This window comes from Leptospira neocaledonica, from assembly GCF_002812205.1.
GTDB classification, from domain to species: Bacteria; Spirochaetota; Leptospiria; order Leptospirales; family Leptospiraceae; genus Leptospira_B; species Leptospira_B neocaledonica.
Genome location: NZ_NPEA01000006.1, coordinates 210,962 through 236,697, shown reverse-complemented (window position 1 = coordinate 236,697; position 25,736 = coordinate 210,962). Strand labels below are relative to the sequence as shown.

Annotated in this window: 20 protein-coding genes; 13 read left to right on the top strand and 7 right to left on the bottom strand. The window is 38.9% G+C overall.

Annotated features, from left to right (window positions below):
• Positions 1-78: 78 nt before the first annotated feature.
• The 6 genes from CH365_RS12360 to CH365_RS12335 form a co-directional block, all read right to left on the bottom strand.
• Entirely contained in the window at positions 79-7,236 is a 7,158-nt protein-coding gene (locus CH365_RS12360) for an RHS repeat-associated core domain-containing protein (RefSeq protein ID WP_100768869.1), read from the bottom strand.
• A gap of 551 nt (positions 7,237-7,787) precedes the next feature.
• Positions 7,788-8,588: a TrmH family RNA methyltransferase gene (locus CH365_RS12355; RefSeq protein WP_100768868.1), complete on the bottom strand. Its 801-nt coding sequence runs from the start codon at positions 8,586-8,588 to the stop codon at positions 7,788-7,790.
• Positions 8,585-9,463, bottom strand: coding sequence for a class I SAM-dependent methyltransferase (locus tag CH365_RS12350; RefSeq protein WP_100768867.1), 879 nt, complete (start codon positions 9,461-9,463; stop codon positions 8,585-8,587). The genes CH365_RS12355 and CH365_RS12350 overlap by 4 nt, the downstream gene beginning before the upstream one ends.
• A gap of 4 nt (positions 9,464-9,467) precedes the next feature.
• Positions 9,468-10,715, bottom strand: a complete 1,248-nt coding sequence (locus tag CH365_RS12345; protein WP_244283164.1) for a class I SAM-dependent rRNA methyltransferase — start codon at positions 10,713-10,715, stop codon at positions 9,468-9,470.
• A 71-nt stretch (positions 10,716-10,786) separates the two neighbouring features.
• Positions 10,787-12,073 carry a citrate synthase gene (locus CH365_RS12340; RefSeq protein ID WP_100768865.1) on the bottom strand — a complete coding sequence of 429 codons (1,287 nt, stop codon included), beginning with the start codon at positions 12,071-12,073 and terminating at the stop codon, positions 10,787-10,789.
• Between the two features lie 154 nt (positions 12,074-12,227).
• Entirely contained in the window at positions 12,228-14,483 is a 2,256-nt protein-coding gene (locus CH365_RS12335) for a lytic transglycosylase domain-containing protein (RefSeq protein WP_100768864.1), read from the bottom strand.
• A gap of 56 nt (positions 14,484-14,539) precedes the next feature.
• On the opposite strand from CH365_RS12335, the gene CH365_RS12330 reads away from it, so the two are divergent.
• The 11 genes from CH365_RS12330 (at position 14,540) to CH365_RS12275 (ending at position 23,230) form a co-directional block, all read left to right on the top strand.
• Positions 14,540-15,820 (top strand): hypothetical protein, encoded by a 1,281-nt coding sequence (locus CH365_RS12330; protein ID WP_100768863.1) that lies wholly within the window; start codon positions 14,540-14,542, stop codon positions 15,818-15,820.
• A gap of 285 nt (positions 15,821-16,105) precedes the next feature.
• Positions 16,106-16,876 (top strand): hypothetical protein, encoded by a 771-nt coding sequence (locus CH365_RS12325; RefSeq protein WP_100768862.1) that lies wholly within the window; start codon positions 16,106-16,108, stop codon positions 16,874-16,876.
• A 143-nt stretch (positions 16,877-17,019) separates the two neighbouring features.
• The gene (locus tag CH365_RS12320) at positions 17,020-17,385 is read left to right on the top strand and encodes a GNAT family N-acetyltransferase (RefSeq protein ID WP_244283161.1); all 366 of its coding nucleotides are present in this window, start codon (positions 17,020-17,022) and stop codon (positions 17,383-17,385) included.
• A 164-nt stretch (positions 17,386-17,549) separates the two neighbouring features.
• Positions 17,550-17,993 carry a bactofilin family protein gene (locus tag CH365_RS12315; RefSeq protein WP_008592184.1) on the top strand — a complete coding sequence of 148 codons (444 nt, stop codon included), beginning with the start codon at positions 17,550-17,552 and terminating at the stop codon, positions 17,991-17,993.
• A gap of 76 nt (positions 17,994-18,069) precedes the next feature.
• Positions 18,070-18,984: a PdxA family dehydrogenase gene (locus tag CH365_RS12310; protein WP_100768994.1), complete on the top strand. Its 915-nt coding sequence runs from the start codon at positions 18,070-18,072 to the stop codon at positions 18,982-18,984.
• Positions 18,984-19,448 (top strand): hypothetical protein, encoded by a 465-nt coding sequence (locus CH365_RS12305; protein ID WP_100768861.1) that lies wholly within the window; start codon positions 18,984-18,986, stop codon positions 19,446-19,448. Before CH365_RS12310 ends, CH365_RS12305 begins: the two co-directional genes overlap by 1 nt.
• Positions 19,449-19,705: 257 nt before the next feature.
• A complete protein-coding gene (locus CH365_RS12295; protein WP_100768859.1) occupies positions 19,706-20,377 on the top strand; it encodes a hypothetical protein in 672 nt (223 codons plus the stop codon).
• Complete coding sequence (locus CH365_RS12290; protein WP_100768858.1) at positions 20,374-20,721, top strand: hypothetical protein; 348 nt, start codon at positions 20,374-20,376, stop codon at positions 20,719-20,721. Before CH365_RS12295 ends, CH365_RS12290 begins: the two co-directional genes overlap by 4 nt.
• A 45-nt stretch (positions 20,722-20,766) precedes the next feature.
• On the top strand, positions 20,767-21,339 hold the full coding sequence (locus CH365_RS12285) for a hypothetical protein (RefSeq protein WP_100768857.1): 573 nt from the start codon (positions 20,767-20,769) through the stop codon (positions 21,337-21,339).
• 125 nt (positions 21,340-21,464) lie between these two features.
• Positions 21,465-22,574: an SH3 domain-containing protein gene (locus CH365_RS12280; RefSeq protein WP_244283189.1), complete on the top strand. Its 1,110-nt coding sequence runs from the start codon at positions 21,465-21,467 to the stop codon at positions 22,572-22,574.
• Between the two features lie 119 nt (positions 22,575-22,693).
• Positions 22,694-23,230, top strand: a complete 537-nt coding sequence (locus CH365_RS12275; protein WP_125226315.1) for a hypothetical protein — start codon at positions 22,694-22,696, stop codon at positions 23,228-23,230.
• A 99-nt stretch (positions 23,231-23,329) separates the two neighbouring features.
• Here CH365_RS12275 and CH365_RS12270 read toward each other — a convergent pair whose 3' ends face one another.
• The gene (locus CH365_RS12270; protein ID WP_100768854.1) at positions 23,330-23,833 is read right to left on the bottom strand and encodes a hypothetical protein; all 504 of its coding nucleotides are present in this window, start codon (positions 23,831-23,833) and stop codon (positions 23,330-23,332) included.
• A gap of 266 nt (positions 23,834-24,099) precedes the next feature.
• Here CH365_RS12270 and CH365_RS12265 point away from each other — a divergent pair, with 266 nt between their 5' ends.
• Together CH365_RS12265 and CH365_RS12260 are read left to right on the top strand one after the other, a co-directional pair.
• Positions 24,100-24,429 carry an ArsR/SmtB family transcription factor gene (locus CH365_RS12265; protein WP_100768853.1) on the top strand — a complete coding sequence of 110 codons (330 nt, stop codon included), beginning with the start codon at positions 24,100-24,102 and terminating at the stop codon, positions 24,427-24,429.
• 42 nt (positions 24,430-24,471) lie between these two features.
• The gene (locus CH365_RS12260) at positions 24,472-25,731 is read left to right on the top strand and encodes a circularly permuted ATPgrasp domain protein (RefSeq protein WP_244283160.1); all 1,260 of its coding nucleotides are present in this window, start codon (positions 24,472-24,474) and stop codon (positions 25,729-25,731) included.
• Positions 25,732-25,736 lie beyond the last annotated feature (5 nt).

The window sequence follows — 25,736 nt, the reverse complement described above, 5'->3', positions numbered from 1 at the left end:
TTTGAATAAAAAGTAATATAATTAAAAAAAACAAAAATAAGCTTTTGTTCAGATTCATTTTCAATTCCCCTTTTGGCATTATCGCTTAATGTGATTAAGATCCGATTGGACTGCATACAAGAAATAAAAAAGATTAGTCGCCGGATTTGCCCCTTCTGGATTAAGGTATAAGGCGAGGACATTTAGCCCTTGAGCAGAGCTTCCACCATAATAGACATTCATTGCCGCTATCGCTTGTAGTGCTTGCGGCCCAAAGGCTAGATAGAATAAGTATGGCGTTGCTGAATAATCCAATGTTAGCTGATGAAAATCTGCTCCATATTCTATATTAGCAGTATCTCCAAAATAATTAATATTTTGCTGCATGTGACCTTCCTCATGCTTCATGACTAATTTATTTTCGTCTCCATTTCTTAAATGCGCAACTCCCCCTGACGTCACTGAGCGCACGGAACTTCCACTAAACGTCCAATCAATTTCAGCATAAGCTGAATTATGAACCATAAATCCTCCATGATGATAGGTTAAATACGGCATAGGTGTCCCCTTGTATAAGGCATATGGAATCGAAATTATATAGTCGAAAACTCCCTCTAAAACTCCGACAACAAACCCTATGTTATTTACCAACCTCCAAGTAAACCGCCAAGCTCCTGTTAAATTCTTTCCTAACCCGCTACGGGCCAAATCGCGACCGATCGAATTAAGGCTCGGACTATTACCATTATGAAAATTTTTCCCAAGCATGTGACCAACGATTCGATTAAACATATGGATTGCTTGGCTTAAATTTACATGGCCATCCGGATCGATTCGATTTGTAGGGTTTCCGCCGACGTACATATATCGATTTAAAGCGTTAATTCCTTTATCAGCTCTATCGTCCGCTTGAATAAATCTTCCTAAAAACGAATCATAGAATCTAGATTTATAATAATACAAACCGGTATCTGCATCCAATACTTGTCCGGTAAACTTATAGTGAAAGATATCTGGACCAGTAGATTCCGAGGAATTAAGCTCCCCATAAGGAAGATAACTTATCGAACTTACTCCACTACGTCCAGGTCCGGAAACAGGATTGCCGTAACCGTCGGTCAGCATAGAAGTCGAGCCAAGCCTATCTGAATGATAAAAGAAAGCACCTACGGCAGGCACTCCGGAACCGTCTATGCCTCCGCTTTTGGATCCTATAGCTGCGCTTTCTTCAAGGAAAGTTTCCAAATCATGCCAAGGGCCCTTATTTTTTCCTATAAATGCATTACAATTTGGAATAGCAAAAATCCCGAAAATAGAAAGAAGTAGAAGCGGCATTGATAAGCCGGTAATCTTCTTTCTTTGGAGAATCTCATTTCCTTTCAATAGAAATGGATACGCAAAATACAACAGACTTAAGATAAAGAAGATATATCCAATTCGGAAAGATAGAGTTGGAATGCCTTTATAAAAGAAAGAAGAATATGCAAGGAAATGTTGTATAGGGCTTACGAATCTGTTTTTCCAATACAGATCACAATCGATAGCTAAACCAGAGCAAAATCCAAGATCGTCTAACCAGGTGTTGCCACCAAAGGCAATCTGAGAATTTCCGCTAACTTGGGTGAGCAATTTTGCATTCATTCTCGTTATTTGTGTCAGTATTTCTCCGCCCAAACCTTTAACATACATAGTATGCTTCTCGTTCTTTCCATGAGTTTTTGCGATTTCGTAATGGTCATCAACACTATAGGTTACTAGAGCAGTCTTTAAGTTCTCAGATTTAACCCGACTTCCCGAAAAATCGTAAGTATACTTGATTATTTCACCTTTTGTCGTTTGATATTCTATCAATCTTCCATACGAATCGTATAAAAGCGCATCTCCGTTTCGATAAATCATATTTCCGGAAGCATCATAAGAATAACTTACGGATCCTTTCTCGGAAATCGCAGCCGTAACAGCATTTGCATGATTCTGGTCAGTATAGCTAAAACTAACATCCCCTTTTTGAAGCAAATTTCCATCCGAACTATAAGTATAGTTTTGCGTTCCGTAACTTCCAGTAGCAGAGATCAGACGGTTATGCTTGTCATACGAGAATATCTGATTTCGATTCGAATATTTACTATCGATTTGTTTTATAACATTTCCCTTAGGATCATATTGGTATGTAAACGATTGGATAATTGTTCCATCGTTTTTAGTCGAAGATAGAGATGTCGTTTGAAAATTAGATAAATCGATTTTTATATCTGTTACCACACCATTTCCTGTAGTCTTTCTAAATATAACCTCGTCATTCTGAAATATAGGACCGGCGTATTCTGCAACTGTAACACCCGAATTTTTTCCGTCTGCCGTATCCAGCGTTACTTTTTCTAAATTACCATTTTGAGAATAACTTTGGTGAACTTTTGAGCCTTCGGGATAAACGATCGTAATCGGTCTGCCTAACGAATCATATTCCAATTCCGTTATAATCCGTTGTTCGTCGATTGTCTTGATTTGCCGTGTCACCTTACCTTGTGAATTGTAATTGATTTCGGTCGAACCCGATCCGTCGTTAACTTTCGTCAGTCTTCCGATTCCATGTGATGAACTTGTTCCATCGTATTCGTTGGTAATCGGAGATTCGCCACCACTAGCTTGGGTCGAGATAACCCTGCCTATTTTATCGAAGGTGAAACTTATATTTTTTCCTCTTGCGTCCGTTTGTTTCGTAATTCGGCCGAGTGAATCATACACGTAGCCAATAGTTCCAGAATTTGGATCAGTCACGCTCGTCTTTCTGCCTGCTGAATCATAAGTAAATGTAGTAATACGACCGGCAGGATCAGTAATCTTTGCAGGTTGCCCATTCGGTGCGTAAACAGTGGATATCGTTTTATCGTTCTCCGTCAAAGAAATTACTTGGCCTAGTTCGTTCTTAGATTCTCCAAATGTTTTAGTTTGTCCGTCGGGATAAGAAACTAACTTTGAAATAGAAAGTCCTGAGTACGAAATATTTGTTATGATCTGACCTTGGGTTCCTGTGAAGATGCTTTGAGTTGAACGATAATCCGGGTCCTCATATTTATATTCTGTCCAGTACGGAACTGTATTATTAAAATAAGGATTAGATTTCTTTAACAGAAGACCAGTCTTGTAATCAAATACTGAGTCCGTGATCAAATTTGATCCACTTACGGCCGTATTCGAAATGGATCTTAGGATATTACCAAAAGGATCTGAAAATTCGGTAATTGTAGTTTTCGTTCCATTAACATTGTCCCGAATAGTTTTAGTAATCGATTGATTGCTCGATAGATCGGTTAAATTGAATTTTCCGGAGTTATTATACTCATATGATTCATTCCAATTCGAATTCCCTGGATAGATAACGGTGCTTACTCGCCCGAATACATCATAAGTCTTGGAAGAGACAATTCCATTGGCGTCCGTCTTCGAGATTTCGACCCCCAAATTAGGATCATAGTTAATTTTTTCCACATGCCCCAGCGCGTTTGTGGCTTCTATCGGGAAGGTATGAACAACAGGATCGTATTTGATTGTAGTAGTCGCACCAAGTGCATCTCTAGTTAAAATAGGATTCCCATAGGTATCATATTCATAGCTAGTCTTTTGTTCGGCTGAAGTTCCGGAAAACTGTGTAACTGAGCTAATACTATCACCATTATACGTTATGGACTTATCTTGAACTGTAACTCCATCGACCGACTTTAGATTACGAATGGCTCGGGCAATCCTCCATTTCGTTGTATCATGAACCAGGTTTATATCTAAAGAAACTTGGTGAGATCCGGATGTTTCCGTTTGATTTGTTGTAAATCCATAGGAATCTAACGTGAAACTAGTGTCCGAAGTAAGTTCGATATTTCCGTTGTGATAAGAACTGGTGGAAACTGTAGTTGGAGATGCTATTTCCGTTCCGAAAGGATTTGGGAATCGGAAACCGCTATAGATTGTTTGTTGTAGAAGGTTTCCGGAGGCATTATAGTTACTAAAAGTACTCGGAACCCCTGCTAGCCTATAATCGTTTTGGAAATATTCAGTAAGTTTGTAAAATTTGGTCCCAGAGTCTATTTCTTTTACACTGGCAAACCCTAGGCTGCGTACGATATTTCTATGCCCAAGATAGAATCTTGCATTTTTATACTCAAAGTTTTCACCAATTGTTACGCCAGATCCAATATCGGAAGAAATTCCTGTTACTAAGAAAGAATGACTTGCATCTACTATGTTTGGATAGTCTCCGCTTCCTGCTTGAATCGCTCCAGCATGACCGTGTTTTGTTGTATAGCTAACTGATGACGTTTGAATTCCATTCGTAGCAGAAATAAGATCGTCTTCGTCAGAAGATTTAGAACTTCCATTTCTGATAAGGACATGCCCCTGCGTCTTATCTTGCCATAACTTGATTAGTAAAGCATCCTTTGAACCGTCTCCATTTACATCCTGGATAATAAACTGACCTTGATCTGCTTTATAAACTCCATTTGTAGTTTGCTCACTTAGTGCAAATTGGCCGAAACCAAAAGCAGAATTGTAATTTAACGAACCCGCGCCGTTGGATAAATAGCTTTCTACGGTTTGACTTTCTTTATTGTATAGAACTAAATCTTCCAGGCCATCGGAATTTACATCTGAAAAGTTAAATTGAATTGCTTTAATGCCATCAGTAGCGTTGAGACTACTTGAAACTTGCGAAGCGAACCCTTTGCCGGTATTTAAAGAAACTTTAATTTGGTTCCCGACAATTGTGACAAAATCGGGAAGATTATCTGAATTCACGTCACCAAAAAAACTGCGTAGACGATCTGCGCTTGTCCCTAAGTCGTTTTGAACCGTACTCGATGTTTTAGCGGTGAGATTAAAAGTAGTAACATCAAGTCGGTATCGAATCGTTCCATTTGCACTTGCATTCAGTGAATTCAATTGATTTTGTAAATCAGTTTGAATGGCTGCGATAGGACCGATGGTGGCAGCGTATATCACTTGTAAATCATTGGATAATGTATTGGTAGTAGGAATGGCAGTTCCAATTCGGGCCGCCTGCAATTGAATGATATCGATGTAATTTGGGTCGTTTTGAATACAAGCAACGTTTTCTCCGGAGCTGTTTCGAACCAAAACAACATCGTCAAAAGAATAATTTCCGATTCCTATATTCGAAATATAGTAACCACATCCAGTTAAGTAATAATCAACCAAGGAGTTAAAATCAGAATTTGGAATACTGGTTCCGCCGGTTGTAAGTATTGAATTCAATATATCGTTTTCAGTATTATAAGTGCTCGTGATTGAATCCGCTTGCGCATTGGCAGCTTGCAACTGAGAGTTTACGGCAGTATACTGTGGATTTTCGCTGTATTGGACCAAACGAACAAATTCAGCTTTTCCATCCGAATCTAAGTCCATAAATTCATTAATAAAATACGCAGATGTCCCGGCGATTTGAATTGGGTTAGCGAAACTACCTTTCTGATTGATATAAATATTAAATTTACTTCCATCGTAGTGAATAAAATCCGCAAGACTATCTGAATTCATATCAGCAAACCAATCAGTAGGCGCCTTGTCGGTCGCCATTCTCGTGGGATTTGTAGTGGAATATTCGAAGAAATAAGAATATGGAACAAATGCTTGCATGTTCCTATTGGCAGCAGGAATGACTACATTAGAAAAGTTAGAAGGATTGCTAAAAGAAGTTCCTTGGGAGTAAATAACATTCAGCTTTCCACCGCTTTCATAGGCGAAGTCTGTTCTTCCATCTCCGTTAAGATCCACAGCTTGGTAGAAAGTATTATAATGTAGCGGGAGAATTGGACTTAAAAAACTTGAATTTGAATCGATCGTACCGTTCTGAACAGGCCAGACTCTTAAACGGATCGTATTTGCTGTCTCTGAACCAACAATACTTGCAAAATCCAAAATCCCATTTCCATCCAAGTCCATCGGAGTCCAATAGGTAAGTCCTGATTCGATTCCGGAGGCACAATAAGTGGGCCCGCCCCAATTATTATAAGCAAGGCACATGGAGGCTAAATAATTAAAAAAGCCTACATTACCTCCCCAACATGGTGCGTAAGCCGCACAAAGGCAGGCTGAAGGTCCGTTGTTACAACTTTCTCTATCTGGTACGGGAATGTGCATAGCATATTGCAAATAGTTCGCCATTCGTTTCTCTGTAGCGGTTGGCTGAGTTGGCAAAGGATTTCCAAATAAAAGATTTGCATATAACAAAAGTCCACTTGGAACAAACAGATTCACGTTTGAGACTGTGGTATTTAGATTTGAATCTAGGATTTCCTGTAAGCTAAAACCATCGCTTCCATAGGAAAATTTCAGATCGTCATAGCTCTCCGATCCAAAAGTGTTTGATTCGCTCTTCTTGAGTGAAGTTAGCAAGGATCTTCCTGTCGAAGTTCCAGAAGAATAATCGAACTCATATTCGCGAATAAGTGATCCGTCAGTATAAACTCGAATAGCTTCCATTCTCTTCGTGGTCTTAACCAATGATCCGTTTAGATAACTCGGAAATGTATCTGTCCGAGAATTATCATATTCAAATTTTATACTTCGATTTTGGTAAGTGATTTCATTCGGATAATACTCGCCATTTGAAGTGTCTTCTATATATGTAATGTCATATCCATTTCCGAATGGATCACGAACCTGATTTAAAGCCCAAGTTCGAATGGCGCCGCTCCTTCCCAAAGCTTCTACACGTGAATCGCTGGTTTTCCCGTAGCTATAAGTATTTCCATCTTTGTCCGTAGCTGTCCAAGAACAGGGCCCGTTCCCACAAACTCCACTCGGAACAAATTGAATCCAAGATTCCTTTTGGCTGTGATATTTAGATTTGCTACCTGAAATGTCTATCAAAGGACCAACTTGGTCAGATAGAAAATTATCATTACCATCATAGTTAATTCCGAACTTCGGGTCTCTAGATATTGAATAGATACCTTGTAAACCCCAGCCAACTCCAAGAATTCCGTTATTTCCGCCGGAGTTATAGGTTAGGGCAAGTGCAGGAACGATCCCTTTCGTTCCAGGTGGTAAAACAATTTCAATACTCGATGATAGCATACCATTTGGTAACGCGGAGAGCTTAGGCAGTGATTGAGGAAGGAGAGAACCGGTAATACTTTTAAAGAGAGATTGAATTGAGAACCCAGTAAACAAAATTAATGAGAGCAGAGGAAACAGAAGTATTAAGGTAAATTTTTTAAGTTTCCGTTTTATAATTTTCATTCCAAAATCCCAGAATTAGCAAACCAGTTCTAACTAGTAAATTTGTCTTAAAATCTGAATTGCTGCGTTTTTTATATAATATATATGAAAAATTTGGAAAACTGAGTCAATGGATTTCAATAGAAAACAGAAAAATCGAAAGTGTTACTTTCTTTTTCGATGAAAATCTTACCAATTTGTAACTTTCGAGTCCAAATCTTACATACAAGAACGGAACATGAGTATTGGGTATATGATAGTATAACGTACGCTAAAGAAGATGATGTATCTGGAGAACTTACTTTTAGTCCCAAAGTATCCTTGTCTTGCTCTTAAACATTCAGGATAACTATCTCCAATACGGGATAATATTTGTTTCTGCTACGCCTCCTATGAAATCTATTAAGGGAACGTATTTTATTAAATCATCATTTTGAACTGATATTTCTGAAGGAGGATAATTGAACTACCTTAAACAAATAGGACTAACGAGAGTTCGACATTCTTTATAGAGAAACTACTGGGTAATAAAGTTTTCAACGGATACATCCAACCGACGTACTAATTGCCAATTAACGGTTCTGTCGAAGTACTTCGTACATTAAAATTCCAGCAGACATAGCTAAATTTAAACTATCCGCGACTCCCTTCATGGGAAGAGAAATATATTGATCGCTTTGGGATCTCGCATATTCACTTAGGCCGTATTGCTCGCTTCCGAAAACAAGTGCGACCTTTCCTTTTAGATTTGAGTCCCAATATAGAGATTTAGCTTCAGGGGTTACTGCAAATGTTTTGTATCCTGCGTTTTTGAGAATAGGATAAAGTTCTTTAATGTCGGATTGGAAAACATCTAAGGTGAATAATGTTCCGGTGGAAGAACGAATAACGTTTGGATTGAATAGATCTAATCTCGGATCTGCAACGAATACCTTATGAAAGCCGGCCCCTTCTGCCGTTCTTAAAATAGTTCCCAAATTTCCGGGTTTTTCCACACCTTCGATCACGAGCACGGGATCATTAGAAAGTTTTGTTTTAGGAGATAAGGAGAAGTCCGGCAATTCGCCTGTGGCGATCAAACCGTCGGGTCTGTCTCTGTAAGAAATCTTTTCGAAAATTTGTTTTGGAACGATGATCGTTTTTGCATCTATAGAAGATACCAGGTCTTCTTCATTTTCTCCTAAATAACAAGCAGGGCAGGTGAGTAAGTATTCGAATTTAACTTTGCCGGAGACTTGCGCTCTTTGGATCTCTCTAAAACCTTCGATGAAAAATGTGCCGGATTTTTCCCGGTTCTTTTTCTCTTTTAGTCCGGAGATATACTTCAGCTTTTCATTCGAAAAACTGCTGATTTCCAAAATGTTTTTTTTCAAAGTTTTACTCTATTCGAATAAAATACACAATTAGAACCGGCTGGATGAATTCTTCCTGTGGATTCCGAAATTGAAAGTTCTTCCGTGAGATAATTCCCGGGAGTTTTGATCCTTCCTTCCAAAATCCTTCGAAGTGCCAATGGACTGAATCCAGTGGAATGGCAGGTCAAAAATACAAAATCGGGTTTATTATCGCATAGTTTCATTAGGAGATCCATCATTTCCGGTAGATCTTTTTCTATTTTGAAAACTTCTCCGCTGGCGCCTCTTCCGAAGGTAGGTGGATCTAAGATAAAGCCTATATATTTTTTATCTCTTCTGATCTCTCTATTCAGGAATTTTAATACATCTTCTACAATCCAACGTACTTTTTTGCCTGCGAGGCCGGAGACTTGTGCATTCTCTCTGGCCCATTCTACCATTCCTTTAGAAGAATCCAAATGGCAGGCATCCAATCCCCCAGCTAATACGGATAAGGTGGAAAGTCCAGAATATGCGAATAAATTTAAAACTTCTCCCTGCCCGGAAAGTTGAGAAGAAACATTTCGAATACGATCCCAATTGCTCAATTGTTCCGGAAAAATCCCAAGATGTCCAAAAGGAGTAAAACGTATCTTAACGGTCAAAGGAGGAATTTGGATGAGAAACTCATCTTCCGAGTCCGGTCTGGAAGCGCTGGATCCTCTCCAGTTCCAATTTCCTCCACCCTTATCGCTTCTATGATATTCTCCGTCGGCATCCTTCCAAAGAGAAGCCTGGGTAGGCGGCCAAGCAGCAACAGGAGAAGGGCGGATCACTTTATAAGGACCTACCTGTTCTAACTTTTTGAAATTTCCGGAATCGATGAGTTGGTATGTATTTTTATTTGTGCTCATAAGCCTATTGGTCCAAGGGTTCGCATTTTTTATAGATATGCACCTTGAAGTATTTTCCCTCCGGAAATTCCTTACGTGTAGGATGATCCGGTTCCGGTCTTAATTTGTAAAGATCCTTGTACTTCCATCCTTTGTTTGCCAAGGTTTCTCGGCCAATCTTTTCGAATTCTGACTCCAGGATTCTTCCTGAACAAGAAAGTAAGATCAGATCTCCTCCAGGTTCCAGATGAAAGAGCGCCTTAGTGATTAGACTGCGATATGCTTTTTTGCCGGCAAGAATAGCGGCTTGGTTCGGAGTCAGATTGGGCGGATCTAAAACGATTAGGGAAAATTTTCTGTCTTGTAAAAACCCCCAATCTTGAAATAGATCCGCTCGTACTAGATGATGTTTCCCTTTTGTGAAGATCGTATTCTTCTTTTCAAAATTTAAGACCTGATCCTCCGGCAAGATGTGAGATACAAATTCTTCTAATGCTTCTTTTGCGCCGTCAGCGGAGAAGACCGAGTTTGCACCTGCTTCTTCCAAACATACAGAAGTAAGTCCAGTATGAGAAAATAAGTGTAGGCAATCTCTGTCTCGAGCTAGTTCCGGTTTTTCTAATATATATTGCCGTAAATTCCGTACATCCAAAAAGAACCCGCCCTTTTGTCCGGGGATCTTAGTCTTCCATTGGACCTGATTTACAAAAATTTTTTCTTCAAAAGGAATTTCTTTTTTGCCTCGTAGAAAACGGACAGGCAAAGATTTTTCGGAACCGATTCTTTGGGGAGAGATCCATACGATTTGTTTTGGGATTGGTTCTTCTAATTTTGGGGCTATGGAATATAGTATTCGAACTACTAGTCTGGAAAATTTTCTCAAAGACTGGGAATAGGTTTGGACCACCCAGGTAGATCCGTATCGATCCACTGTTACGCCTGGGATGAGATCATTTTCCCCATGCAATAATCTATATGCATTTGTTTTTGTTCGAAGTGGTTTTCTAAGCTCTAATGCTTTCTCTATCGTTCGTTTTAGTTGGGGAAGTGAGAATTCATTTCCTCTTTGTATGATACGTATTCCAATTGGGCCTGAAGAAGAATAGATCCCGAATCCCAATGTTTCATTCGATCCGGAAACAAGCCTCATCCAATCTCCGTCTTGGAATGCCGAGATTGCAGTGGATAATTTTCCGTTTAAGATCCAAGGATGTCCGAAATTAAGGACGGACTCCGTTGTTTTATTTAGTTGGTATCTTCGAAAGCGATTCATTCCAGAGTACATAAAAAAGGACAGAGCAGAACCCTGTCCTTTTAAAAAATGTCCGCAAGCCTTTTGATATCTTACTTTTTCTTAGCGCTATCGTAAGAAGTGTCAGTAGCTCCAGTATAGATCTGACGAGGTCTACCGATTTTCATATCAGGAGATTCGATCATTTCTTTCCATTGAGCGATCCAGCCTGGAAGACGTCCCATTGCGAACATTACAGTGAACATGTTCACAGGAATTCCAAGCGCACGGTAGATAATACCGCTATAGAAGTCTACGTTCGGATACAGTTTTCTTTCTACGAAGTAAGAATCTTTAAGTGCTGCTTCTTCTAATTCTTTAGCAATATCTAATAGAGGGTCTTTTACTCCAAGTCTAGAAAGAACAGCATCACATGCTTTTTTGATGATCTTAGCGCGCGGGTCGAAATTTTTGTAAACTCTGTGTCCGAATCCAGAAAGACGGAATGCATCGTTCTTATCTTTTGCTTTTTCTACGATCTTTTTCACAGGAAGACCGGAAGCTTTGATCTCCAAAAGCATTTCTAATACTTCTTGGTTGGCTCCACCGTGACGAGGTCCCCAAAGAGCGCAAATTCCTGCAGAGATTGCTCCATACAAGTTTGCAAGGGAAGAACCTACTAAACGAACCGTAGAAGTAGAACAGTTTTGCTCATGGTCCGCGTGGAGTATCAATAAAAGGTTCAATGCTTTTACAATCTCAGGATCGATGTAATAGTCCTCACTTGGAACGGAGAACATCATATTCAAGAAATTACCGCAATAATCCAGATGGTTCATCGGGTGAACTGTAGGTTGGCCCAATGATTTTTTATAAGCGAAAGCTGCTATGGTAGGGAACTTGGCTAAAAGACGAACCATGGAGATATGTCTATGATCCGGATTTTCAGGATCATAAGAATCTTGGTAATAGGTAGAAAGTGAACCGATCATAGTGGACATGATCGCCATAGGGTGACCGTCTTTAGGGAATCCATTATAAAGACGTTTTAGATCTTCATGGATCAAAGTATGCATGGTTAGCTCTTTGTCCCAATCTTGCAGTTCTTTGTCGGAAGGAAGATGACCGTAGATCAAAAGATAAGCTACTTCGGTAAAGCTTGATTTTTCGGCCAATTGTTCGATCGGAATCCCACGGTATCTTAAGATTCCCAACTCTCCATCCAGGAAAGTGACAGCACTAGTACAGGCGCCGGTATTTAAATAACCGTTATCTAATGTAATATATCCTGTTTGCTGTCTGAGTTTGGAGATGTCTATGGCCTTTTCGTTTTCTGTTCCCGTGATGATGGGTAGTTCATATTCTTTACCGTCGATTTTTAAGATTGCGGTGTTTGCCATTTTTTACTCCTGTTAGATGAATGATATCGGACGAACCGGCATAAGGTAGACCTTGGGACAGAGAGGCGAAATTAAAGACTCCGCCCGGTCCTTAGAACTATCCTATGGATCTGAAATTCTAGACAATCTAAAAAAAAGAATCCGTCTTGTCTGCTCAGCGGTTTTTATACTGCCTTAAACTTTGGTAATTATAATAGTTCGACGTTACGATCCTGCAATAATCACGGGGCTCTTTTAAGGGAAGTTCCTCTAAAAAATGATTAAAATCTCCGTGATAATGATTTCGTTTCCATTTTCTGAGATTTCCGGGACCTCCGTTATAAGCGATAGATGCCCATTTCAAATCGTTTTCATTGGAAGAGAGAAGGTATTTCAGGAATTTTGCACCCATTTGGATAGAAATTTCCGGATCGAAAAGTGAATAAGGACCGAGGCCTAAACCTTGGGCTAATCCTTTTCCCGTAGGTCCCATAATCTGCATGAGACCTCTTGCATTGGAAGAAGATACAGCATTCTCCTTAAAAAAGGACTCCTGCCTCATAACAGCATACACGATATCTTCTTCGATCCCGAAAGATTGTGAATAATGAGAAACTATATCCCTATGAGGTCTCGGATAAATCCTGGAAGCTAGTTTGGAGGGGAGAAGGATCACATCATCAGGGATCCTTCTTCTTTTCATTAGATTTCTTGTATGGAAGACGGTTAGATATTGGTTGCCGGTAACTTCTCCGAGTGCCGCAAAAATTTCGTCTTTTTCTTCTTCGGATGTTCCTGTTTGCAGAACGTATTTGTCCACAAGAGAACTTGCATGGGCCATTTCTCCAATCTCTAAATATTCTTTAGCATTTTGTAATAGATGATTTCCTCTGATCTTGCTATGAGCGGAATCGATCCGAATGTCCAGAGAGAAGGAATCAGGAAAATAGGCGAATTCCAAATCTCTACCTAAGATCTTATCCGAATATTTTGGATCTCCCGAGGTCAAAGAAAGATATTCGAATAATGTATCCTTATTCCTAAGAGGACTATCCGGTTTTTGGATAGAAGAGATTTCGGCAGCAAATTCTTCTCGGATCACTCTGGTATAATAAGAGCCGGGAATGAACTTATAATAGGATTTTAACCAAGAGAGAAGCTCGTCCTGTCTACCTTTGGATTTTAAACTTCTCAAATACCAATAAACCAATCTACCTTTGACAGGAAGATTCGGGATCCGTTTGAGAGCTTCTTTCCAATAAGATTCTTCCAGAAAATGGGAATGGTCTCCGATCAGAAGGTCGATCAACTCGTCTTGCCGGATCAGATTATAAGGATTTTTTTCGAGAGAAGAAAGTAATCCGTTAAAATATTTATCCCTTTCCCCCAGTCGTTTATAGGCTCTGGCATACGCATATTCCACCGACTCAGAAGAAGAAAGATTCGTTTTTTCTAATAGATCCAAACCTGATTTTGCAAGATTTTGGTTGGAAAGTTCGACGGACATGGCGGCAGTAAACTCAGGAAAATATTCCGCGTAATGTTTATGCCTGGAAAAAAGAGAAAAAAGCCTTTCCGGATAATATCCGACTAAACCTCTTGCCGCTGCCTTCCAGCTTTCCGGTCTTTCAAAAACGATAGAACCAAAATATTGATGGGATGAAATAAAAGATTTCTTATCACTTGCATCTAAGAAAGGAATAAATAGAACTCCTTTTTCCAAAGGAATATGTTTATAAAAGGATTCTCCTTTCCAGGTTCTTAGGTCCGTATAAATATCTTTTTTAACGTAAGAAGGAACGTTTGCATCTTCTGCGAGAGCATATAAAAGATTTTCCCCTTTTTGGGTTTCTCCGAATTTATACAAAGCTTTGGCGTATCTGTAATAAGCCATTGCACCGAAATATTCCTTTTTATCTTTTTCGGAAAAACTTTCGGCATAATCTTTCGCTTCTTTGAATTCTCCATTTTCATAATGGATGCGAAGAATTTCCCCGATCACATTTTTATACACAGGATCGTAGTCGGGAGGGAGTTTTTTGAGATAGGAGATAAGTTCGGAAGAGGATAAACTTTTTCTTTTTACCATTTCTTCGTACAGTTTCCAAAAACTTATTTTGGTGACTGCATTTAGGGGAGGCAGAGGATTTTTGATGAGACCGTGAAGTTCGTCCTTGGTAACTCCAACAACAAGTCTTCCTTTTAAAAGAGATACCAGGTATCTGAACTTATTGCCCTCGTCTCCATCCGGATGGGTCTCATGAAAGCGAACAAGCGCATAGACCTCGGATTCTTTGGAAGGGGACCTTTCTCGGAAAATCCTACGTATTTTTTCTAAACTATAGGATTTGACCAAGTATTTTAGGTCGTCATCCGCAAAAAGACTGCCGACAACTAGAAACGGGAGTAGCCCCAGAATCGTTTTTTTCATGCGATTCTTCTCACTTAATCCGCCTTAAAAAGGGTTCAACTCCAAAAGGAGTCTTTATGCATATATCGGTATCAAATACAGAATGGCCTGAAATAACTTTAAGACATCCGGACTTCGAGGGTAAAAAAGAGGTTCGAAAACCGGATACGGAAGTCCTGCGACTCAAAACAAAAATTTTAGATCATTATAGTGGAAGTATCCTGACACATTTGAGACCTGCTCATTGTTTCAGAGCGGATCTATTCGGAAGATTCGTATTCCATTCTCCTCGCCTGGATTGGATCAGAGAGGATGGAATTACCGAAAGAGAAGAGAAACTTCTCCGCTTATTCTTCCAAGAATTATTGGATGAGCTGAAAGGAAATCTGGTTTGGGATCCTGAGTTATTTTTCTTATGTTCCGCGTTCTTACTATGTGAAGATAGAATTCGAGATTACCAAGAATTAGTAGATTCTTTTGGAAATGATCTGAAAGAAGCAAAAGAAGGAAGAAGATTATTATACTTCATAGGCGCCATTCCTGAATCCGAAAGTTTTCTGAAAGAAGGTCTGGAAAGAAAAGAAAGGATCGCCTACAATCATAAACTACAAGGACTGAATCAGGAAGAGCAGAACGAATTATTCGATCTGGTAATTTCTTCCCAAGAGCCTGATCTGGCGGGACTTGCATATTTCTATTTCAAGGATAAAAAAGAAGGAATCCGAAACATAAAAGTTTTGGATGCAAGCATTGCGAGAAGAATAGAAGAATTTTCCAGAACGGAAGCGGACTTTTTCTTAGACCAATATTCGCTTAGACATCCCATCCTGGATAGATTCTTCTTAGTCAAAAAATGTAAGCCGAGAGACTTCGTATTCGAATGGATCTCGGAAGAAAAAAAGAAGAACGGAAGAGAAGAATTAAAAGAAACTCTACACGATTCCATCCAAGAAGGAAGCGACGATTCATTATTCGATCGTTATAAGATCCTGAAAGAACAAGGAATGTCCTATACTCTCAGACCATTCGAACTTTTGGTGCTTTGGAATTCTACCGCCGCTGGAGACTTGGATTCTGAAATGATCTCAGTCCGTTCCCAAACTCCTGGTTCCTATCTGTCTCAAAGAGCGATCGCAGTCCAAGAATTTAAGGACAAAAAGTTCGAGGCATTCAGAGAAAGGTTGGTCCTAACCGGAAGATTTCAATATTCTCCGGAGATGGTTTATCTAAAAGCGATCTCTCTTTTGGAAACCGGGCCAGTAGAGGAGGGAGTTCAACTTATGGAATCGCTTGTTCATAAATTTCCGCAGTCCGATTTTTTAAGATTGGTCTTGGATCGATATAAGAATAGGATTTAGGATTGTGATGTAGGAACTCCTACATGAATTTAAAGGCCGCCCCCGCCCTGCATTGGGATTGGGGGGAGTGGCTCGTGGGAGTGCGTATTCTCCCTATCACAAAATGCTTCCCCTGTCAATAAGATCCTCTTTTTGAAATTCACGTTGGAACTCCTACAAAATCTAAAAATTTCTTTCTCGCTCAACTCTGCTCTTTGCGAAACTTCCTCTAATTTGCCTGCAAATTGGCTGGAGAATTTCCTTGCCTTAGAATTGTACTCCTCCTAAAATTTGCCCTAAGATCCCATGGCTATCACCCAAGAACAAATCCTAGAACTCCAAAGGCATCAGAAGATGATCCAACAATTGGAGAAAATCCAAAGATTGTCCAAAAATGACGAACAGAAGTATCGAGTTTCCAGGGATCTGGAAAAGTACCGAAATCGGATGAGAGAAATTTCTCCGGAGGGAATTCCGGATAACCTCGAAACTGCCGCAGAACAGATCCGTATGTTCCGTGAGAATCCGGATGCCGCTGGAAGGATCTTGGCCAAGTATCCGATCATGAAAATTTCTCCGAACTCTAATGATACCGAGGTAAATCAGATCGGCACCTGGATCAATGTATTGGATCGGGAGTATCTTCCTATATTAAATGAAACTCATATTCGTTTCGACTTCTCTCATGGGAACGAGAAGGACGGAGTAGTCAAACATATGGAGAATATCCGCCGGAACATCAAGGTTTTGACGGAGACAATCGAAGAATACCAGGCTGCTGAAAAACAGGACTTCAGAGAACAGCTGAGCAGGATGAAAAACAAACAGACTCGCATTTTTATCGCAGAAGCTTTCGAAATGTTTCAAAAGTTTAATGAATTCCTTTCTAAGGTTTTGGGTGAGTTCAAAGCTGGTGGGGGAGTGATCATGAATATCGAAGATCGGATTACCTTCAATTCTCGTTTTGAGAAGGCCACTGAGTTGGAAGGCAAGTCTATTCCGGAAGCCTTGGATGAATTCAGGGAATTCACTGCAGAAGTTTTGGATCGGATTAACGTTCCGAATATCAAACATTAAGATTCGACTTTTCGGTCTCGCGCGGATTAGAATTCTGCAAACTTGCTCATGACCTTTACGATCAGAAAACTTTCTTCGAATGAAACTCCACCTATGGATCTCTTACTTCTTGCAGATCCGAATGAAAAAATTGTACAGTCGTATTGGGACGGGCAAATTGTTATGTACTTGAGTCTGAAAATTCCGAAATTTTAGGAGTTTATGTACTTTTGATGACTCGTCCAGGAACTTCGGAAATCATCAATGTTGCCGTGAAGGAAGACCAGCAAGGAATGGGGCTTGGGAAAAAATTGGTGCTTCATGCGATTTCTCAGGCAAAAGAAGACGGTTTTCATACCCTCGAAATTGGGACAGGCAATGCAGGGATTGGTCAGTTGGGTTTGTACCAAAAATGTGGGTTTAGAATTACTGGCATCGATTTCGATTTTTTTACCAAAAACTATCCGGAACCGATCTATGAGAACGGGATCCACTGTCGGGACATGATCCGACTGAGTATGGATCTGTAAAATATCGGAACCTTCTCCTTCTAAAATGGGCATCCGGGAAGGGATGAGACAGAAATCGTAAAAATAGCTTCCAGTTAAAAAAATTTCTTTTCGGAAGGGGTGGGTTCGGTTTATTAGTGTATAAACCGAAAACCTGCGGTCTTTCGCAAAAGGATTTTATATTCATGGCACTTGTTAAGAATTCTTCCGAAGTTACAAACTCCACAATCGGTGAAAATTCCTACTTTAACGGAAAATTCTTCATCAATGGATCCTTAAAGATTGATGGAAAGTTCGAAGGAAAATCTCTGCAAGCGGAACAATTGTATATCGGAGCTTCCGGTAAAGTCCGCACAAATATCACTGCTGCCAGCGTTATTATAGAAGGTATTGTAATCGGAAATATCACCGCTCGAAACAGAGTGATGCTTCTTCCTACTTCCAGAATTTTGGGAGATATCCGCACTCCGGAATTGATTATCCAAAACGGAGTAGTGTTAGAAGGACGTTGTATCATTTCTAGCGACCTAAAACATTCCAATAAAGATCATATCGAATTGGAATACGCGAAAGACTCTTTAACCTTAGAAAGACTTTTCGGTAAACAAACAGCAGCTAAGGAAGCTTAATCTTCCTCGATAGGCCTTGGTTCCCATCCTCATCACAGAAGGAGATCCTTGCGGAATCGGGCCTGAAATTCTTCAGATGTCTCGGGAGATATTAAATACATTCTCCGGGCAAAGACAAATCCTACTCATTAGTTCTAATTCTTCGCTTTCTTATCCTGGTTGGCAGGAAATCAAAGATCCATTTTCTCTCTCTTCTCCTGGACTTTATCTTTGGAGAACCAATTCACTTTCTTCTTCCGAACAAAAATCTTTGGTGGTTGGTAAACCTGGTCCTTCTTCTGGGAAAGCTGCATTTGCAAGTTTAGAAGAAGCGGTTCGTATCCAGAAAAAAATCGGCGGCAATCTGATCACTCTTCCACTAAGTAAGGAATGGGTGATCAAAGCTGGAGTGAAAAAGTTCACTGGCCATACAGAATATCTGGCAGAGGTCTATAAGAAAAAAACTTATATGCTTATGGCTGGCAAGGAACTGAATGTTCTCCCTTTAACCACTCATGTTCCATTGAAGAAGGTACCTTCTTATTTAAAAAAAATCCACTTACCCAGTTTCATTTCTGCTGTTCGTTCCGCTCCAATCTCTAAAGGAAAAATTGCATTCTTGGGTTTAAACCCTCATGCAGGAGAAGGTGGAAAGGTGGGAGACGAAGAGAAGAAGATCCTAATGCCAATCATTTCTAAAATGAGAAAAGCAGGGTTGGATGTTACGGATCCACTTTCTGCGGATGGTGCGTTTAGTGAAACTTCCAGGGCAAAATATTCTCTGTTTTTGGCATGTTATCATGACCAGGGGCTCATTCCATTCAAGATGTGGGAGGGAAAATTCGGGGTAAATGTAACTTTGGGACTGGATTTTATCCGGGTTTCTCCGGATCATGGGACTGCTTTTGATATTGCAGGTCTCGGAAAAGCGGATCCGGAGAGTTTTCTGCAATGTTTAGAGTGGGTGTCTAAGCCGGTTTCTGCCGAGAATGATCTTAGGAGATCTTATTGATGTTTCTCGCCCAGTCAGGTTCCTTATTACAGCAGATCGTATTTCCCATCTTTTTGATTTGGTTCGTGGGTTTGACTTTGGTACTGATCCGAAACGATATAGAGATCATTTGGAAGATCGCTACCTTTTTCGTTTTTGTGTTTTACTTCTTCCAATTCTTTCCGGAGTTAAAAGAAGCTTATGAAAGATTATCTAGATCTTATCCTTCCGAAATTTTAAGTTGGCTTTACGGAATCCCAAGAGCGATTTACTTTTTCCTATTATTCCTCTGGCCTATTGCAGTGATTCGTATGTATTATACGGCTTCTCCAGTTTTGGCAAATATGACTGCGAGAACTCTTGTCGCGGCTACCTTGGCGTATTGGATTTTTTTCCTGGTGTATTACCAATTCACAGGGCAAATCGATGAGTTCTTTAAGACAAAGTTTATTGATTGGATTACGATCGTTCCGACGGGGAAATGAGAAGTTTTCTTTCCGCAACGGGCAGAACTCAGAAACATTCGAAACCTCATCCTTCCTGCGGAAAGTCCTCGGTTCCGAAGTTTTGCCCATCGCTCCAAGAAACACAAAATTACCGCGCCATCACCACCTACCAATTAATAAACCCACTAGGTAAAAACCTTTCACCAGGTGAAATAGAATCGTTAGTTACTTTTCTGAAGGCTACTTCTGATTCTCTTTATCTTCAAAACTAAGAGAGACACTGGATAGGGAATGAAATGATAAGAGTTTCTTTTATAATTTCGAATTTAAGTCGCATTTCATTTATCATTTTATTATTGAGTGGTTGCCTAACTGTAAGTGAAAACGGTAAGAAAATATTAAGTAAAGAAATACTGAAATTGGAGAAGCTTACAAGAACATCTGAGCAGTATGCTATCTCCTATGAATTTAAAGATAAGACTCTATATTTATCTTTTGATGGTGGATTCGTTGAAGAGGATGTAGATAAGGTAATTGAGAAAGAGACGGTTAAAAAAGAATATAAAGTAGAATACTCGGAAATTTATCAAAAGTATACAAAATTAGGATATGGTCGTAGTGGTTGGGCACTTGGGTTTGTAATCGGTTCATTTTTTGAATACATATTCACTATTCCCTTTCGGACTTGGAACCCTAGTTTTGATGAGATCTATAATCGAGAGATAGTCGTAAATCAGCGCAAACTAAAAGATACAGATATCAATGGGTTAACGTTAATTCTTAGAATAAATGATATCGAGTATGTTAATTCTCCGATGGTGTCTAAGACAACGAATGTATCCCTTCTTTCTATAAATAAAGCATTCGGCTCTCCAGAGGAAATGGAGGTCTTGATTTATCGAGGAAACGATCGCGTAGGGTTTGCAGTAGTTCCTTTGAAAGAAGCTATTGAGAGGAGTATGAAATGAGGACCTTCGAGAAATCCTTTATCGTGATATTTTTCATATTCTGGTCCTGTAATAGAGATCCCTATATAAAACAAATGCCTTCCATTAGCCCTGGTAAGGAAGTTGTTTTGGAGATTAGTTTAGATAACTCACTAATGCCTAAATACGATGAAATGATGCTAACCAAATTCTGCTTAGGTAGGACTGAGCAAAATTTGGAAGAAAATTGTGAAGTCGATCCTGTGGTTCGTTATTATCCTATTAAGACTAATGAACCGATGCGTTCAGTTCTTCCAGAGGGATACTATTCCTACGGGGAAATGATTTTTTGGGTAAAAGGATCTTCTATCGATCGAAGTTCCTGAACAGTGACCTGATAATTTTCTCACATAAATAAAAGATGTGGAGACTTGGAACAAATTATAAATAGATTTTCTTTCCTTCTAATTGCATATTTCTCATTAGTATCTTGTTTTACAACGTTTAGTCGGAGATTATCTGAAGAAAGATTAGAGACAACTAAAAATGTATTAAATGAATGTGAGGTGAATGTTTTCTTTCGATTTTCGGAAAAGCCAGAAGATATTGAAAATTATGAATATTTGTTCGGCAATTTACTTAAGAAATTGGGTTACAATAAGATAATATTTGGAGATAAGAAGGTCATTACTTCAAGTAATGTTAACTGTAAAATTCATATTAAGATGTATCGAGTGAAGGACCGATTGTTTCCAGGTGAATTTTTTCTTATAGGCTTTCCTTATTGGACTGGAGCTAAAATAGAAATGGATTTTAAGGTATTTGGAAAAAGAATGCTTCCATTAGTAGAAAAGAGTTATAAAAATGAATATACTCATTATGTTTCTCTATGGCTTCTTCCAACGTTTTCTGTATTCTGGAGTCCAGCGGCGGAAGATAGAATTATAGAATCTGCCTTGCGTGAGTTTACCTTCGATAACCAGGATATTCGATTCGAAAAGTGATTCTCTTAATTCTGCTATAAATTAATGAAGCATATTTTCATTACTATTCTATTCTCATTTTATTTAAGAAGGACTTAATGAGATATAATCTATTTAAAATTTTTAGTATATTCCCTTTATTCTTGGTGGTGAATTTCTGCGGATGTGCTAAGAAGTTTGACCTTACACCCCAGTATGTCTATGCAGTTTCTGGCGATAAAGTAAATCTTAGAGCAAAGCCTGGAAGAAATCAACCTGTTATAGAGGTTGTGAATAATGGACAAGGTCTTGAGATTCTTGATATATCGGAGAATATTACTGAGGAGCATTATCCGAATTACGACTTTGGGGTGCCGATGTATTGGTACAAGGTAAAGACAGAAACTGGAAATGTCGGATATATATCTAGACAATATATTAACCTACTACTTGGTCATAAGAAGGAAGCAGGTCTAATTGGTACTTTCGAGCAAATTGAAAAAGGAAAATTGAAAGCTACTACTTTATCCATTCTCCAGGATGGAGTGGTAAGAGAACCGGATTCTTACGATTTCATTCAGTCCAAAAGTATTAGCAGAGTACCGAAAAAATTATCAATTGATTACGGAATAGTTCTATCTTCTGACCAGAAAAATATAGGGGAGATTAAGGATGTTAAATTTGCGGCAGATTATACAAAAGAGAAGGAATCAGGTTGTTGGGAAGGATATTATTTTTCTGGAATCTATAATGGGCTGAAACCCGCTCCAAGTAGTTTAATTATTATCGGTTTGAGTGGGACTTCAGAATCTTCGATTGATTTTAAGGATTTCACTGACCGAACTATTATTAAAACTATCGAGAATGCCTCTGCGTTAATGGTTAGAAAGAAAAGTCCGGACGATTTTAAAGGAGAAAACTTTCTTTGTGTTTCCGGAGACAAATGTATCTATAAATCGGTGAAAAATAATGGAAATGAGTATATTATTTCTACTCAAACCATCGTCTATCCAGATAAAAGCGGTCATTCTCAAGTATTTCGTATTGATAAAATCCTACAAAATAAAATTGAAACCCTTTATTATCATGACTCGATCGGAGGAAAGAAAGAGGTTCCGGATCGGGAAACTGCATTTGCAATCACTGATTTAGATAAAAACGGAATACTAGAAATATTTACGGTTACACATGGATACGAATGGTGGTTTTACAGAATTTATAGTTTAGAAAAGGATAGGGTAATTCCCGTGTTCAATGGAGCCGGCGGGGGATGCTAATTCTTTTATATTGGCAATATTTTTCAGACTGATTCATGACTCGCTATAAAAGATTTTCTATACTCATTTTCATTTTCGTTTTTCTGTTTTGTTACAAAGAGCAGAAGACCGATCAATTATTGTATCCAATTGAAATGCCTGGAGTTTGGAAAGAAGTAGGTGTGAATGATTTACGATCCGGTAATACCTTCGTTTTTTCCAAAAGAGGTGCCGTTGTTTATTATATTGATCCTGCGATTTGTGTAAAAAAAGAAAGAGCTATGATTGGAGAGTATGTTCTCAGTAAAGCAGCTCTTCATATTTATTTTTACAAATTCCTCCAATTGGAAGGTGGAGATTTGGAAAAGATCAAAAAGAAATGTGAATCGGGAGATCCCAATGTGAAGTTCGAGGAGAAGCTTGTTGTCCTGAATCTTGGTAGCATGAAACTAATCGGGTTTGGTGACTTTAAGCAGAAACGGGCAGGTTCGGATTTTGACGATCTTACTACCTTTGAAACAGGCGGGAGCGAATTTTATCGATTTAGTGTATTCCCTGAACATTTTCAAGAAATCGTCGATCATGAAGTTAAGGACGATAGAAGACTCATTCTTAAAAATCGAAGTGTACTGATTCGGAATAATACCGGTAAAGATATGCAGGTTAGTTTTGATTAGTTGTATGTTTCGGAAAAACTAATTTCCATAATAACTAATCATCCGCTCTAATTCGAATTTCTTAAGCGGATGTTTATACTTGCTAAAAAGAATACCTTCCTATCTGGTTCCTGTTTGAAACTCATTTACAAATAGGATATGTTCCTTTCCAAAGGTATTATACTCTCCGAAAAATACGAACAAGGCAATAGAGTCCCCTTTTTTTACTTCTTGGTGAAGAAAAGGGACTAGGTTTTCCTGAAAGAGCAAGGTGAAGTTCTTATTTTTCACCTTCATCTTGAGTTCGTATTTGAATAGAGCTACATATCTGGGGTCTAAATTAATAAATTTAGAAAGAATTTGAGCGGATCCCAGGGACTCTTTCGAAATGCCTTTTGGAAATTCAGTCCATTTCATTTGGATTCTATATTTATTCGTAAATATGGACAATCCATGGTCTTTTTCAGCATCTACTCCGTCAGTCAGCTTTATGATTTCTTCAAAAGAAGATGGGAGATAACTTGCAAAGTTGAATCCAGACGGAACTTCTTGCTGCTTGACATTCCCAGAACTACAAGTATAAAAGAAGGAAACAAAATAAATAACACACAGAACTTTTTTCATTAAACCCCTGAGAATTCCGCTAAACCTTATATACTCAAATTCGGAAATTCGATTTTAGGTATATTTAATATACTCGATTTTTATGGATAGCGGAATTTCTTTCCGCATCGTTGAATGCGAGACAATCCAAAAAGTTCCTAATGTACTAACGTTGGTGGAAAAAATGATCTGCTCATTATGGAGTTATAGAATAAATTACCCACTCCGAAGCCGAAATAATTAAAATTTGAATTGAAATTATCTTAACCTAATTCCACATCCAATTTGTGGGAATTACCAAGACAGAGTTATTTAATAAGAGGCAGAATAAGATTGCCTCTTATGCAAAAGCCTTAGGACATCCTGCTCGTATTGCAATCTTGGAGTCGATCCTCAAAAGAAAAGCCTGCATTTGCGGAGACTTGGTCGAAGAACTAGGACTTGCCCAGGCTACCATCTCTCAGCACTTAAAAGCCTTAAAGGATGTGGGCATTTTGCAAGGGACCGTAGAAGGCCCGTCTATATGCTATTGTATCGATAAAAAAACTTGGGAAGAGATTGGGGATTATTTTGGCCCTTTACTTTCACTGCTTCCCGAAAGTGGAAATTCCTGTTAAAATATCTTGACTTTTTATCGTAATATTGCGATTTAACGATTGATGTATTCTTTGGCAGAAATATTAAATGAAAAATGTTCTTGTTCTACTTTGGACAAAGAGCGCTTGAGTGAAGAAGCGTATAAATTTCCACTTTCTGAAATAAGAACGCATGGCATCGAACATTTTTATTCAGAAACGCCTTCTTTTATTGATATTTCTGATAAGGAGAAGATCCGACAAATTCTATTCTCTATTCGTAACGCCTTACGTTTACCCGAAGTGAGAGATCGTATTTTATCCGATCATGATCCCAAAGAAAAGGGCCGAGACATCACCGGAGGAGCCTTTCTTAGTTTGGATTTTCATCAAACGAAAGAAGGCCTTAAGTTGATTGAGATTAATACGAACGCGGGTGGAGCTTATTTACAGCTAAAACTTTTGGAAGCACAGATCAGATGTTGTAAAATTATTGATATTGCTATTCAGAATACAGAGGCTCTTCAAGATTTGGAAGAAAGATTCTATTCCATATTCATAGACGAATGGATTTCCAAAGGGCGAGTGGGAAGACCAGGCTTTATCGCTATTGTGGACGTAAATCCTTCCGATCAGTTCTTATATCCGGAATTTCTTTTATTTAGAGATCTATTTAGATCCAAAGGGATTCACTCGGAGATATTAGATCCGGATCAGATCGAATTGATCGGAGAAGAACTCTATTTCGACGGAAAGAAGATCGATTTGATCTATAATCGATTAACCGATTTTCATTTATCTGAAGATACGAATCTTAAAATTTTAAAAGCTTGGAAGAATGGAAAAGCGATCGTTACTCCGAGCCCTCTCGATTACGATTTATACGCTCGAAAAACGAATTTGAACGTTCTTTCGGATAATGATTTTTTAATAAAGGCAGGGCTTGATCGGAAAGATTCAGAAGTCCTAAGATCATCTATTCCGGATACTAAAATCGTCACCTTAGGAAATGCAGAGGAACTCTGGGAGAAGAGAAAGAGTATCTTCTTTAAACCTAAAGAAGGTTTCGGTAGCAAGGCTGCCTATTACGGAGGAAAACTTACGAAGAATAAGTTTTCGGAAATCATAAATGGAGAATATATAAGCCAGGAATTTGTCCCTCCTTCCGTTCGTGTCACATCCATTTCAGGAGAAGAAATGGAATTGAAGATGGATATAAGGGCATATATTTATAATGATGAGATCTTACTTTTAGCGAGCCGTTTGTACCAAGGACAGACTACAAATTTTAGAACTAAGGGAGGAGGATTTTCTCCTTTGTATACGTTGCCTGAGATTGTATAAATACG

Coding starts and splice junctions, on each gene's coding strand:
- CH365_RS12360 (WP_100768869.1), bottom strand. CDS start 7,236: ATGAAAATTATAAAACGGAAACTTAAAAAATTTACCTTAATACTTCTG.
- CH365_RS12350 (WP_100768867.1), bottom strand. CDS start 9,463: ATGAGCACAAATAAAAATACATACCAACTCATCGATTCCGGAAATTTC.
- CH365_RS12345 (WP_244283164.1), bottom strand. CDS start 10,715: ATGAATCGCTTTCGAAGATACCAACTAAATAAAACAACGGAGTCCGTC.
- CH365_RS12340 (WP_100768865.1), bottom strand. CDS start 12,073: ATGGCAAACACCGCAATCTTAAAAATCGACGGTAAAGAATATGAACTA.
- CH365_RS12335 (WP_100768864.1), bottom strand. CDS start 14,483: ATGAAAAAAACGATTCTGGGGCTACTCCCGTTTCTAGTTGTCGGCAGT.
- CH365_RS12330 (WP_100768863.1), top strand. CDS start 14,540: ATGCATATATCGGTATCAAATACAGAATGGCCTGAAATAACTTTAAGA.
- CH365_RS12325 (WP_100768862.1), top strand. CDS start 16,106: ATGGCTATCACCCAAGAACAAATCCTAGAACTCCAAAGGCATCAGAAG.
- CH365_RS12315 (WP_008592184.1), top strand. CDS start 17,550: ATGGCACTTGTTAAGAATTCTTCCGAAGTTACAAACTCCACAATCGGT.
- CH365_RS12310 (WP_100768994.1), top strand. CDS start 18,070: ATGTCTCGGGAGATATTAAATACATTCTCCGGGCAAAGACAAATCCTA.
- CH365_RS12305 (WP_100768861.1), top strand. CDS start 18,984: ATGTTTCTCGCCCAGTCAGGTTCCTTATTACAGCAGATCGTATTTCCC.
- CH365_RS12295 (WP_100768859.1), top strand. CDS start 19,706: ATGATAAGAGTTTCTTTTATAATTTCGAATTTAAGTCGCATTTCATTT.
- CH365_RS12290 (WP_100768858.1), top strand. CDS start 20,374: ATGAGGACCTTCGAGAAATCCTTTATCGTGATATTTTTCATATTCTGG.
- CH365_RS12270 (WP_100768854.1), bottom strand. CDS start 23,833: ATGAAAAAAGTTCTGTGTGTTATTTATTTTGTTTCCTTCTTTTATACT.
- CH365_RS12260 (WP_244283160.1), top strand. CDS start 24,472: ATGTATTCTTTGGCAGAAATATTAAATGAAAAATGTTCTTGTTCTACT.